Source organism: uncultured Barnesiella sp., assembly GCF_946496565.1.
Classification (GTDB): Bacteria; Bacteroidota; Bacteroidia; order Bacteroidales; family Barnesiellaceae; genus Barnesiella; species Barnesiella merdigallinarum.
This window is the reverse complement of sequence record NZ_CAMMHD010000001.1, coordinates 223,240-236,473: the sequence shown is the minus strand read 5'-3', so window position 1 is coordinate 236,473 and position 13,234 is coordinate 223,240. Positions and strand designations below refer to the sequence as shown.

The 13,234-nt window shown below is 55.3% G+C and carries 10 protein-coding genes; 5 read left to right on the top strand and 5 right to left on the bottom strand.

Features of this window, described 5'->3' with window-relative positions; translation table 11 throughout:
• Window positions 1-9 precede the first annotated feature (9 nt).
• Window positions 10-1,563: an acyl-CoA carboxylase subunit beta gene (locus tag Q1K76_RS00890; protein WP_087408079.1), complete on the bottom strand. Its 1,554-nt coding sequence runs from the start codon at window positions 1,561-1,563 to the stop codon at window positions 10-12.
• Between the two features lie 5 nt (window positions 1,564-1,568).
• Window positions 1,569-1,982, bottom strand: coding sequence for a methylmalonyl-CoA epimerase (gene mce / locus Q1K76_RS00885; RefSeq protein ID WP_087408080.1), 414 nt, complete (start codon window positions 1,980-1,982; stop codon window positions 1,569-1,571).
• 364 nt (window positions 1,983-2,346) lie between these two features.
• Here mce and dnaK point away from each other — a divergent pair, with 364 nt between their 5' ends.
• Window positions 2,347-4,257, top strand: a complete 1,911-nt coding sequence (gene dnaK, locus Q1K76_RS00880) for a molecular chaperone DnaK (RefSeq protein ID WP_300130340.1) — start codon at window positions 2,347-2,349, stop codon at window positions 4,255-4,257.
• Window positions 4,258-4,578: 321 nt separating this feature from the next.
• Here the strand turns inward: dnaK and Q1K76_RS00875 are convergent, their stop codons facing one another.
• From Q1K76_RS00875 to Q1K76_RS00865, 3 genes are read right to left on the bottom strand one after another with little or no spacing between them, the layout of a single operon-like run.
• Window positions 4,579-5,517, bottom strand: coding sequence for a ribose-phosphate pyrophosphokinase (locus Q1K76_RS00875; RefSeq protein ID WP_300130338.1), 939 nt, complete (start codon window positions 5,515-5,517; stop codon window positions 4,579-4,581).
• 53 nt (window positions 5,518-5,570) lie between these two features.
• The gene (locus tag Q1K76_RS00870) at window positions 5,571-7,316 is read right to left on the bottom strand and encodes an alpha-amylase family glycosyl hydrolase (protein WP_300130335.1); all 1,746 of its coding nucleotides are present in this window, start codon (window positions 7,314-7,316) and stop codon (window positions 5,571-5,573) included.
• 19 nt (window positions 7,317-7,335) lie between these two features.
• Entirely contained in the window at window positions 7,336-8,151 is an 816-nt protein-coding gene (locus Q1K76_RS00865) for a patatin-like phospholipase family protein (protein WP_298663441.1), read from the bottom strand.
• Window positions 8,152-8,433: 282 nt separating this feature from the next.
• On the opposite strand from Q1K76_RS00865, the gene Q1K76_RS00860 reads away from it, so the two are divergent.
• The 4 genes from Q1K76_RS00860 (at window position 8,434) to fmt (ending at window position 13,226) form a co-directional block, all read left to right on the top strand.
• Window positions 8,434-8,997 carry an L-threonylcarbamoyladenylate synthase gene (locus Q1K76_RS00860; RefSeq protein ID WP_162611672.1) on the top strand — a complete coding sequence of 188 codons (564 nt, stop codon included), beginning with the start codon at window positions 8,434-8,436 and terminating at the stop codon, window positions 8,995-8,997.
• Entirely contained in the window at window positions 8,994-10,406 is a 1,413-nt protein-coding gene (locus tag Q1K76_RS00855) for a sugar transferase (RefSeq protein WP_258326443.1), read from the top strand. The genes Q1K76_RS00860 and Q1K76_RS00855 overlap by 4 nt, the downstream gene beginning before the upstream one ends.
• Before the next feature lie 81 nt (window positions 10,407-10,487).
• On the top strand, window positions 10,488-12,251 hold the full coding sequence (locus tag Q1K76_RS00850) for a chloride channel protein (protein WP_258326671.1): 1,764 nt from the start codon (window positions 10,488-10,490) through the stop codon (window positions 12,249-12,251).
• 6 nt (window positions 12,252-12,257) lie between these two features.
• Window positions 12,258-13,226, top strand: a complete 969-nt coding sequence (gene fmt / locus Q1K76_RS00845) for a methionyl-tRNA formyltransferase (protein ID WP_300130333.1) — start codon at window positions 12,258-12,260, stop codon at window positions 13,224-13,226.
• Window positions 13,227-13,234 lie beyond the last annotated feature (8 nt).

Here is a 13,234-nt window from a genome sequence, read left to right as displayed (position 1 = left end):
TTAAAGGTATTACAAAGGAATATTACCGTGCTTCTTAGCCGGGTTGGTTAACTTCTTGGTCTGCAACTGCTGCAGGGCGCGAATGATGCGGAAGCGGGTGTTGCGAGGTTCGATAACGTCGTCGATATAACCATACTTGGCTGCGTTGTAGGGGTTGGCAAACAGTTTGGTATATTCGGCTTCTTTCTCGGCCATGAACTTGGCGGGGTCTTCGGCCTCTTTGGCTTCTTTGGCATAGAGCACCTCTACGGCACCGGCACCACCCATTACGGCGATTTCGGCAGTAGGCCAAGCGTAGTTCATGTCGCCACGCAGTTGTTTACAACTCATCACGATGTGCGAACCGCCATAGGACTTGCGCAGTGTGATGGTGACTTTGGGCACCGTAGCTTCGCCGTAGGCGTAAAGCAGTTTGGCACCGTGCAGAATCACACCGTTGTATTCTTGTCCCGTACCCGGCAAGAATCCCGGCACGTCGACGAGGCTGACGATAGGAATGTTGAAGGCGTCGCAGAAGCGAACGAAACGAGCGGCCTTGCGCGAAGCGTTGCTGTCGAGCACACCGGCCAGGTATTTGGGCTGGTTGGCTACGATACCTACCGACTGTCCGTTGAAGCGGGCGAAACCGATGATGATGTTCTTGGCGTAATCGCGTTGGATTTCGAGGAACTCGCCATTGTCGATGATGGCACCAATTACCTCATACATGTCATAAGGACGGTTGGGGCTATCGGGGATAATCTCGTTGAGCGAGTCTTCGAGACGGTCGATGGGGTCGTTGCAGGGAACGAGGGGAGCCTCTTCGAGGTTGTTTTGAGGGATATAGCTGATGAGCTTGCGAATAATAGCCAGTGCCTCTTCGCCGTTTTCGGCAGCAAAGTGAGCTACACCCGATTTAACAGAGTGAACTTCGGCACCACCGAGGGCCTCTTGTGTTACATCCTCGCCCGTTACGGTTTTCACTACCTTCGGGCCGGTGAGGAACATGTAGGAGATACCTTTGGCCATGATCGTGAAGTCGGTCAAGGCAGGCGAATATACGGCACCACCGGCGCAGGGACCGAGGATAGCCGAAATCTGGGGAATCACACCCGAAGCCATGATGTTACGCTGGAAAATCTCGGCATAACCGGCCAGGGCGTTGATACCCTCCTGGATACGGGCACCACCCGAGTCGTTGAGACCGATACAGGGCGCACCCATCTTCATGGCCATATCCATGACCTTGCAGATTTTCAAAGCCATCGTCTCGGACAAAGAACCGCCGAATACGGTAAAGTCCTGAGCGAATACATAAACAAGGCGGCCTTCGATCGTACCGTAACCGGTTACGACGCCGTCGCCCAAAAACGATTTCTTCTCTTGCCCGAAATTGGTACATCTGTGTCGCACAAACATATCCAACTCTTCGAAGCTGCCTTCGTCGAGGAGTTGCGCAATACGTTCACGAGCCGTATATTTACCCTTCTCGTGTTGTTTATCGATGGCTTTTTGTCCACCACCCAGGCGAGCCTGAGCGCGCAGCTCAATCAGCTCCTGTACTTTTTCAAGTTGATTGCTCATATTTCTTATTTATTAGGGTCTTCACAAAGTTCGGTTAATACGCTGCAGGTCGATTTGGGGTGCAGGAAAGCGATGTTCAGCCCCTCGGCACCTTTGCGGGGAGCCTTGTCGATGAGGCGCACGCCCTTGGCTTCGACCTCGGCCAACGCATTGGCTACACCATCTTCAATAGCGAAAGCCAGGTGATGGATACCTTCGCCGCGTTTCTCTATGAACTTGGCAATCGTGCTGTCTTCGCTTGTGGGCTCGAGCAGCTCGATCTTGGTCTGTCCTACTTTGAAGAAGGCCGTCTTCACTTTCTGGTCGGGTACCTCTTCGATAGAATAACATTTGAGACCTAAAATGTTTTCGTAATAAGGAATAGCTTCTTCGAGACTTTTCACAGCGATTCCTAAGTGTTCAATGTGAGAAATGTTCATAATAATTAGTATTTAGTTAACTTATATTTTTTAGGCTACTGTTTTCACACCTATTATAAGATGGGCAAATTTACGTCATTTCGGTTTAATAACGAAATAAATCGGCGAAAATAAGCTCCCGGGCCATCAACCTTTTAGCCCCGCAGATGTTTTCTACACAGAGCCCCGCAGCCGCCTCCGGCCGATATGACAAATCGACAGCATTACTGACACGGGCGGCCGAAGTGCTTTTGGAAAAGACTGACAAAAGCAACATTTTCGAGAGCCTCGTTTTTTGGCATGGCATTTGAATATTATGGAGTGTCGCTCGCAAGGGCGGCGGACAATTAACTCTATTGAATAACAAATAAAAAAGAATATAACTATGGGAAAGATTATTGGTATTGACTTAGGAACAACCAACTCGTGTGTAGCCGTAATGGAAGGCACCGAGCCGGTAGTAATCGCCAACAGTGAAGGTCGTCGCACGACTCCTTCGATTGTGGCATTTGTAGACGGTGGCGAACGTAAAGTGGGCGAGCCCGCCAAACGTCAGGCCATCACCAACCCGACGAGAACGGTATTCTCGATCAAACGTTTCATGGGCGAATCGTACGACCAGGTAACCAACGAAATTGCTCGTGTACCTTACAAGGTGGTTCGCAGCGACAACAACATGCCGCGTGTCGACATCGACGGTCGTCTCTACTCTCCGCAAGAGATTTCGGCCATGATTCTGCAAAAGATGAAAAAAACGGCCGAAGACTATCTGGGTCAAGAGGTAACCGATGCCGTCATCACGGTACCTGCCTACTTCAACGACTCGCAACGTCAGGCTACGAAAGAGGCCGGTGAGATTGCCGGTTTGAACGTACGCCGTATCGTCAACGAACCTACGGCTGCCGCTTTGGCCTACGGTCTTGACAAGGCCAACAAAGATATGAAGATTGCCGTATTCGACCTGGGTGGTGGTACGTTCGATATCTCTATCCTGGAGTTGGGCGACGGTGTATTCGAAGTAAAATCGACCAACGGTGATACTCACCTGGGTGGTGATGACTTCGACCACGTAATCATCGACTGGCTGGCCGACGAGTTCAAGAACGACGAAGGCGTAGACCTGCGTGAAGATCCTATGGCTCTGCAACGGTTGAAAGAGGCTGCCGAAAAGGCTAAAATCGAGTTGTCGAGCTCGACTTCGACCGAGATCAACTTGCCTTACATCATGCCTGTAAACGGTGTGCCCAAACACTTGGTTAAGACGTTGACCCGTGCTAAATTCGAGCAGTTGTGCGACCGCTTGATCCAGGCTACCATCGAGCCCTGCCGCAAGGCTCTGCAGGATGCTGGCTTGAGTGCATCGGATATCGACGAGGTAATCCTCGTAGGTGGTTCGACCCGTATCCCTGCCATCCAGGCTATCGTAGAGAAATTCTTCGGCAAGACTCCTTCGAAGGGTGTTAACCCCGATGAGGTAGTAGCCGTAGGTGCCGCCATACAGGGTGCCGTATTGACCGGCGATGTAAAAGATGTATTGCTGCTCGATGTAACGCCTCTGTCGCTGGGTATCGAAACGCTGGGCGGCGTGATGACCAAACTGATCGACGCCAACACGACGATTCCTACCCGCAAGTCGGAAATCTTCTCGACCGCTGTCGATAACCAGCCTTCGGTAGAAATCCACGTACTGCAAGGTGAACGTCCTATGGCCAAAGACAACAAGACCATCGGTAAGTTCCACCTCGACGGAATCCCCGCTGCCATGCGTGGTGTGCCTCAAATCGAGGTTACATTCGATATCGATGCCAACGGTATCTTGAATGTATCGGCCAAAGATAAAGGCACGGGCAAAGAGCAAAGCATTCGTATCGAGGCTTCGAGCGGCTTGACCGACGCCGAAATCAAACGGATGAAGGACGAGGCTGCCGCCAACGCCGAAAACGATGCCAAGGAAAAAGAGCGTATCGACAAACTGAACCACGCCGATGCCCTCATCTTCCAGACCGAGAAACAGCTCAAAGAGATGGGCGACAAGATTCCGGCCGACAAGAGAAGCGCCATCGAATCGGCTCTGAACAAACTGAAAGAGGCTCACAAGGCTCAGGACATCGCCGGTATCGACTCGGCTTCGAGCGAACTCGAGAGTGTACTGCAAGCCGCTGCTCAAGACCTGTATAACGCTCAGGCTCAGCAACAGGCCGGTGCCCAACAGGCTCAACCGGGTGCCAACGCTCAACAGGGCGGCAACAACAACGGCAAGGATGTGACCGACGTTGACTTCGAGGAAGTCAAATAAACGAGTAAATCTCTAATCCTCTATACCCAGCGAGGCGTATCGCAAAACGCGATGCGCCTCGCTTTTTTTATGCCCGACCTGAATAGGGACGACGGGTGCAAGGCAGAAAGAGCCCGGTGAGTAAAGGGCCCTATGGGTAAAGCGATGATTCTCCCGCAGGCAGGCACGCCAGCCCAGGAACATCCCAAGCCAAAGAGGAACTTCCTCCCCCTCCCCTGCTCTCCCGGCGGCCACACGACGGTTCGGAGGGCTGGGATACAAAACGACGAAGGCCGGTGCCTGAATGGCATCGGCCTTCGTCTGTTATAACGGTGTGCTGTATTACAGCAGGTATTGCGAACTGATGGATTTGTTTTCGTACACGCGGCGAATGGTGTCTGCAAAGAGGTCGGCGATGCTGATGATGTGCACCTTGTCGCACAGCTTGGTGTAGGGAATACTGTCGGTGAAGATCATCTCGGTCATCGACGAGTTCTGTACACGCTCGGTAGCGGGGTCGCTCATCACGGCATGCGAAGCGATGGCACGAACCGAAAGGGCGCCTTTGCTCATCATCAGGTCGGCGGCTTTGGTGATGGTGCCGGCGGTGTCGACCATATCGTCGACGAGGATTACATTCTTGCCCTCTACATCGCCAATCACGGTCATGCTCTCCACTACGTTGGCTTTGGCGCGTTGCTTGTGGCAAAGTACCAGAGGCACACCCAGGTATTTGGCATAGGTGCTGGCACGCTTGGAACCGCCTACGTCGGGGGTAGCTACCACCATATCCTTGAGGTTCAGCGACTGGATATAGGGAATGAATACCGACGAAGCATAGAGGTGGTCAACGGGAACATCGAAGAAACCTTGAATCTGATCGGCGTGCAGGTCCATCGTGATGAGGCGGTTGATACCGGCCACGCTCAAGATGTCGGCCAGGAGTTTGGCGGCGATGGAAACACGGGGTTTGTCCTTGCGGTCCTGACGAGCCCAGCCGAAGTAGGGAACGACAGCTACGATAGATTTGGCCGAAGCGCGTTTGGCGGCATCAATCATTAACAACAATTCCATCAGGTTGTCGGAATTGGGGAAGGTCGACTGCACCAGATATACCTGGCAGCCCCGAATTGACTCCTCGAAAGAGACGGCAAACTCACCATCGGCAAAATGCTGAATGTTCATTTGGCCTAATTCGCAACCCAGACTATTACAGATTTTCTCAGCGAGATACCTTGAATTGGTTCCCGAAAATACCTTGAAGGGAGGTGTTTGACTCATGATTTTTTGAATGTAAAAACAGAGATTATTATTTTGAGACAAAGGTACAATTTCTATTTCGAAATTTTCTTGTCCTTTTTCATTTTTTCTATATTTCGTTGGGAAAAATTTTTTAATTCCATCTTCCACACCACGGCACCATAAGCGGGCAGCGTGCAGTCGAAGGGGGTGTCGGGGCTGATGGTTTTGGTCTCTTTTTCGCCGCTTATCAGCTCGGTGGCTTCGTACTGTCCGGCTACGATTTTCATCGTATCGAAGGCGTGCCCGGGCAGGTTGATGGCCACCTGGGCCGGGCGGGAGTCGAAGTTGACCGCCACCAGCAACAGCTCGCGGCCATACTTGCGCAAGAAAGTGTAGTGGCGGTGCGGGTTAAGGTGGGGATTCTCGCCGTTGACATACATCAGGTCGAAGAACGAGCCCTGGCTCACGGCCTTTTCGTGGCGGCCAATATTGAGAATCGTCTTGTAGAGGTTGCGCAGCCGCTTCTGCTGCGGAGTGAGTTTGGCTATCGAGCAGCGACCGCCGTCGTACCATTGCCGCACGGTGGGTACACTCCAGTAGTCGAAGATGGTGGTGCGGCCGTCGTGTCCGCTGAATCCCTCGGCATCGTCGCCACGTTCGCCCAGCTCTTGCCCGAAGTAAATCATCATGGGGCCGGTGCTCATCAGAGTAGCCACCGCCAGCGCGGGGATGGCCTTGTCGGCATCGCCGGCAAAGAAGGGCGAGGCGAAACGCTGCTCGTCGTGATTCTCGAGGAAGTTGAGCATGTGCCCCCCTATCCCGTCGACAGCCTGCCAGCAGTAGGTGAGCTGTGCGGCCGACACCTGGTGGCAGAGCACGCCCCGCAGCTTGTCGTAGAGGCCCACCTTGTCGTAGAGGTAGTCGAACTTGCCCTTCTCGAGGTAGAGCCGGTAGAGCCCCTGGTCGTAAATCTCGGCGATAAAGAGCACCTGGGGGTAGCTCTCCTTGACGCGCGAGATGGCCCAGCCCCAGAACTCGACGGGCACCATGTGGGCCATGTCGCAACGGAAGGCGTCGATGCCCTTGCCGCACCAGAAGAGGAGGATGTCGAGCATCTTGTGCCAGGTGTCGGGGATGGGGTCGAAGCAGAGGCGATGGCCGCCCATGTAGTCGACCCCGTAGTTGAGTTTCACGGTCTCGTACCAGTCGTTCTCGTTGGGGAAGGCTCCGAAACAGTCGTTGCCGGTAGCCTTGGCGGGGTATTCGAAATAGCGGTCGTCGCCCTCGCCGATGTAGAATTGCGGGGTAAAGGCCTGCCGGGGTATGTAGTAGAAGTTGTTCGAGGGCGAGAAGTGCATCTCCTTGTTGTCGTGCGCACCCAGATCCTCGACACCCTGCGGGGCGGCATCGGAGTGGTACTGACGGGCCACGTGGTTGGGCACGAAGTCGAGCACCACCTTCAGGCCGGCCTCATGGGTGCGGGCCACGAGGGCTTCGAACTCGTGCATGCGCTCGAGCGGATTCTCGGCCAGGTCGGGGTCTATGTCGTAATAGTCCTTGATGGCGTAGGGCGAACCGGCTTCGCCCTTGACCACATATTTATTGTCGGGGCGGATGCCGTAGCGGGAGTAGTCGGTCTTAGTGGCATGTTCGATGACACCGGTATACCAAATGTAGTTGGCCCCCAGCTTCTTGATTTCGTTCAACACCTTGGGGGTAAAGTCGTTGAGCTTGCCCGAGCCGTTCTGTTCATAGGTACCGTTGGGCACACACGAGGCACAGCGGTTCGAAAAGAGGCGGGGAAGCACCTGGTAGATAATTATCTTCTCGTCGGTCATATTCGTATGATAATCTTTTTTATTTATTCAGTTCGTTGATACGCGAGGCCCGCTTGCCGGTAAAGAGCTTGAGGGTCTGCTGATACCCCACGTTGGCAATATCGCGCAGGGCATGGATGTCGAACACGGCATAGCGCGCCGCCTCCTTCATGGCGATGAAGAGGTCGCACATCTTCATATCCTCGACCACATTGCTCTTGGACATGAAGCTGTAGGAGCGGGTGGCAATGTCGACAATCGACTGCTTGTAGCTCTTGTTGACCAGCGGGCTCACGTTGATGCCGATTACCGTGTCGCACTCGTTGCGTATGGGGAAGACGGGCAGGTTGCGCAGCACACCGCCGTCGACGTAGTGGGTGCCGTCGATGAGTACCGGCGGAAATATGATGGGGATACTGCACGAAGCGGTGACCCGCTCGGCAATCGAGCCCGAACGCCACACCACACAGGTGCCGTGGTCGAGGTCGGTGGCCGTGACCACTACCGGGATGGAAAGGTCTTCGATGCACTCGGTGCGCAGCGACTTCTGCAGAAAGTGTTTAAACCGGACTATCTTGAAGAAGCCGGCCCGGGGCAGTGTAATCTCGGCCAGGTCGTTGAACGAAAGGCCCGAGAAGAGGTCGAGAATTTCGTCGGGCGAATAGCCGTCGGCATAGAGCACGGCAATGACGGCTCCGGCACTGGTACCCGAAATGATGTCGGGACGGATACCCAACTCTTCCAACGCCTTCAACACGCCCACATGGGCAAACCCCTTGGCGCCACCGCCACTCAACGCGAGGCCCAAACGGTAGGGCCGGACCTCGACCGGAAGATTCGCTTTTGTTGCAGCCATTTTATTTCGCTCTGTTTTTCCCGCGAAGATACGACTTTTCGGGGAGCGAGCCAACAGGAGAAAGCCAACCATGGCATAATTATGCCTCCTGTTTCAAAAATATTTTGTTATCGATGCACGAATCGTTATCTTTGTTACACGAAAACCGACTTTGTCTGTATTTACAGGCTCTTTCAACGGAGTGTACCGGGCCGCAAAGAGTTGTTCGCGTGTTCGAAACCGGCACAACCAAACGTACAGTTTTTTATCGTAACACTAAAAAAAGAGGATTAAGACATGGGAATCAGCGAAGATATCAAGCAGGCTTGCGAAGTGATGGAACGCGGCGGCGTGATTTTGTACCCGACCGACACGATTTGGGGTATCGGTTGCGATGCGACCAATGCCGAAGCGGTGAAACGGGTGTATGAAATCAAGCAGCGGGCCGACAGCAAGGCCCTCATCGTGCTTACCGACAGCGAGCCGAAGGTGGAATATTATGTGAGCGAAGTGCCCGAGACGGCGTGGCAACTGCTCGACGTGGCGGTGAAACCGCTCACAATCATCTATCCGGGAGCCCGCAACCTGGCCCCCAACCTGCTGGCCGAGGATGGGAGCATTGCCATACGCATCACGCACGAGGCTTTCTCGAAGGAGTTGTGCCGCCGCTTCAGAAAGGCGATTGTGTCGACGTCGGCCAACATCAGCGGGCAGCCTTCGCCCCACAACTTCGCCGAGGTATCGGACGAGATTAAAGCGGCCGTCGACTACATCGTGGAGGCCCGCCGCGACGAGACGAAAGAGGCGGTGCCCTCGAGCATTATCAAACTCGAATCGGACGGTTCCATCAAGATTATACGCGAGTGATTAACGGCAGACGACAGACAAGACGCTATGTGTTGGGCGACTACCTGGCCTCGAATGTGGCCTGGTTTCTGTTCAACATCGTGCGGTTTCACTTCCCCGGCATCCAGGCCGGCGGGTCGCTGAAGGCGTATCTGCTCTCGTCGCGCGTGATCGAGGGGCAGATTATCTTCCCGCTGCTGATGATGGGGGTCTACTACCTGTCGGGCTACTACAACCAGCCGTTTTTCAAGTCGCGCATCCAGGAGCTGGTGCAGACCCTGGGGTCGGTGCTGGTGAATACGCTGCTTATCTTTTTCATCGCCCTCATCAACGACGTGCTGCGCCTCCGCATCGACAACTACGAACTGCTGTTGCTGCTGTACGGGCTGCAGTTTGTCTTTGTCTATGCCGTCAGAGCCACGATTACGGGCAACGCTACCGCCCTCATTCACCGAGGCAAGTGGCAGTTCAACACCTTTATCATCGGGTGCGGCAGCAAGGCGGTGAAGCAGATGCGCGAACTCGAAGAGCCGCGCCACTCGCTGGGCTACCGCATCGTGGGGTTCATCCGGGTAAACGACGAGACGGCCGACCCCGAGATTGCCGACCGCACCTACCCGATGGAAGAGTTGCCCCGCCTGTGCCGGGAGATGAAGATACAGGAGCTGATCGTGGCTCCCGAAGAGGACAATCTGGTGGAGCTGCACCGGCTCATCAACACGCTCTACCCCCTGAACCTGCCCATCAAGCTGGGCACCGACGAGTTCAACATCATCTCGTCGCGGGTGAGGCTGACCAATATCTACGGAGCTCCCCTCATCGACATGAGCAACTGCGCCATCTCGGAGGGGGGGAAGAACATGAAGCGAATGTTCGACATCCTCGTTTCGGCCGTGGCTCTGGTGCTGCTCTCGCCACTGTTTGTGGTGCTGGCCATCCTCATCAAACGCGACTCGAGCGGGCCGGTATTCTACCAGCAAGAGCGCATCGGGTATCGGCACCGGCCTTTCAAGATTTATAAATTCCGCACGATGAAGTCGGATGCCGAGTCGGGCACTCCCCTGCTCTCGGAGGAGAACGACCAACGCATCACCCGCATCGGCCGGGTGTTGCGCAAATACCGGTTGGACGAGCTGCCCCAGTTCTGGAACGTGCTGAAGGGCGACATGTCGCTCGTGGGGCCGCGCCCCGAACGCGAATACTTCATCCGCCAGATTGTCGAGCGGGTACCCTACTACGTGCTGCTGCACCAGATACGCCCGGGCATCACTTCGTGGGGCATGGTGAAGTATGGCTACGCCCGCAACATCGACGAGATGATTGCCCGGCTGAAGTATGATATTCTTTATTTGGAAAATATGTCGCTGCTGGTCGACCTCAAAATCATTATCTACACCATACGGACAGTGGTCACCGGCAAAGGCATGTAACATGTAAAAGGAAACTATATGATAGACGAAGAAGATATTGAAATAGACGACACCCCGAAGGAGGAGAAGCGGCACGACCTGATGCTGCGCCTGCTGTTGTGGCGCGAGAAGCACATCAACGAACACAACTTCGTGTTGTTTCTGAGTTTCGTAATCGGTATCTGCACGGCCGCCGCCGCACTGATTCTGAAATTTCTCATCCACTTTATCCAGAACCTGCTCACCTCGCACTTCAACGCCGACAGCGCCAACTACCTCTACCTCATCTACCCGATTGTCGGTATCCTGCTGGCGGGGCTCTATGTGCGCTACATCGTCAAGGACGACATCAGCCACGGTGTCACCCGCATCCTCTATGCCATCTCGCAGAAGAAAAGCCGGCTGAAACCGCACAACATGTACACCTCGGTGATTGCCAGTTCGATTACCATCGGGTTCGGCGGTTCGGTAGGAGCCGAGGCCCCTATCGTATACACCGGCGCGGCCATCGGGTCGAACATCGGGCGCCTCTTCCGCCTGGACCAGCGGCTGCTCATGCTGCTGGTAGGCTGCGGCTCGGCTGCTGCCATTGCCGGCATATTCAAGGCCCCTATTGCCGGTATCCTGTTTACCCTCGAGGTGCTGATGATCGACATGACCACCACCTCGGTGCTGCCGCTGCTCATCTCGTCGATTACGGCGGTGACGGTGTCGTACATCTTCACGGGCTACAGTGCCGAGTTCAGTTTCGTGCAGACCGAGACTTTCGAGGCGGCCCGTATCCCCTACGTGATTCTGCTGGGCGTCTTCTGCGGATTCGTCTCGCTCTACTTTACCCGCGTGATGACCCGCATGGAGGACATCTTCCGCAAGATAGGCACGCCGTGGAAAAAGTTTTTCTTCGGGTCGGCCATCCTCAGTCTCTCCATCTTCCTGCTGCCACCGCTCTACGGCGAGGGCTACGGAGCCATCACCAGCCTGCTGAACGACAACCTGAAGCAACTGGCCGAGGGTAGCTTCTTCTATACCGAAAACGACAACATGTGGGTGATGATGCTCTTCCTCGCCCTCATCATTCTGGTGAAGGTACTGGCCACCAGTGCCACCAACGGCGGAGGCGGTGTGGGTGGTACATTCGCCCCCAGCCTGTACGTGGGCTGCTTCGCGGGCTTCTTCTTTGCCTATGTGCTCAACCACACGGGCATTCTGCCCATGGAGCTGTCGGACAAGAACTTTGCCCTGATGGGTATGGCCGGGGTCATGTCGGCCGTCATGCACGCGCCTCTCATGGCCATCTTCCTTACTACCGAGCTGACCGGTGGCTACGACCTGTTCCTGCCGCTGATGATTACCTCGACCGTGGCCTATGCCACCATCCGCATATTCGAACCTCACAGCATCTACACCATGCGTCTGGCCAAGAAGGGCGAGCTGCTCACCCACCACAAGGACAAGGCGGTGCTCACCCTGCTGAAGATGGACAGCGTAATCGAAACCGACTTCATAGAGGTTCACCCCGAGATGACTCTCGGCGACATGGTCAAAGTGATTTCGCAATCGCACCGCAACATATTCCCGGTTACCGACCAGGATGGCACGCTGCTGGGTATCGTCATACTCGACGACATCCGCAACATCATGTTCCGCCCCGAACTCTACAAGCGCTTCTATGTGCGCAAGTTCATGACCATGCCACCGGCCAAAATCGAGGTGGGCAGCAGCATGGACAGCGTGATGAAGACCTTCGACCAGACCAACGCCTGGAACCTGCCGGTCGTCGAGAACGGGAAGTATGTAGGATTCGTGTCGAAATCGAAGATTTTCAACTCGTACCGCCGTGTGCTGGTACACTTCTCACAAGACTAAACGAATATGGAAAAGAAAGATTTACGCATCGTCTATATGGGCACTCCCGATTTTGCCGTGGAGAGCCTGCGCCGCCTCGTCGAAGGGGGTTACAACGTGGTAGCCGTCATCACCATGCCCGACAAACCGGCCGGGCGCGGTCACAAGATTCAGTTTTCGCCGGTCAAGGAGTATGCCCTCTCCCAAGGGTTGCCGGTGCTGCAGCCCGAACGGCTGAAAGACGAGGCCTTTGTCGAGCAACTGCGCAGCCTGCATGCCGACCTGCAGATTGTCGTGGCCTTCCGCATGCTGCCCGAGGTGGTGTGGAACATGCCGCCGATGGGCACCTTCAACCTGCACGCCTCGCTGCTGCCGCAATATCGGGGTGCCGCCCCGTTGAACTGGGCCATCATCAACGGCGACACCGAGACGGGCATCACCACCTTCTTCCTGAAACACGAAATCGATACGGGCGAAATCATACAACAGAGACGCATCCCTATCCTGCCCGAGGATAACGTGGGTACCATACACGACAAACTGATGGTGCTGGGTGCCGACATGGTGGTCGAGACGGTCGACGCCATCCTGGCCGGAACGGTGAAACCCATCGACCAGGAGTCGATCCAGACCGACGAGCCGCTGCGCCCCGCCCCCAAGATTTTCAAGGATACCTGTCATATCGACTGGTCGAAGCCCTGCGTGCAGATTCACAACCTGGTGCGGGGCCTGTCGCCCTACCCGGCCGCCTGGTGCGAGTGGGTATCGGCCGACGGCAACCGGTTGAGCGTGAAGATATTCCGAACCACCCCCGTACCGGCCGCTCACCACTTCGAGCCGGGCAGCATACACACCGACGGCAAGAGCCGCATCGACGTGGCCTGCGCCGACGGTTATGTGCGCATCGAGGAGCTGCAACTTGCCGGCAAGAAGCGTATGGCTGCCGCCGACCTGTTGCGGGGATTCCACCTCGACGACACGTTCAGATGCGAATAGAAATCTCT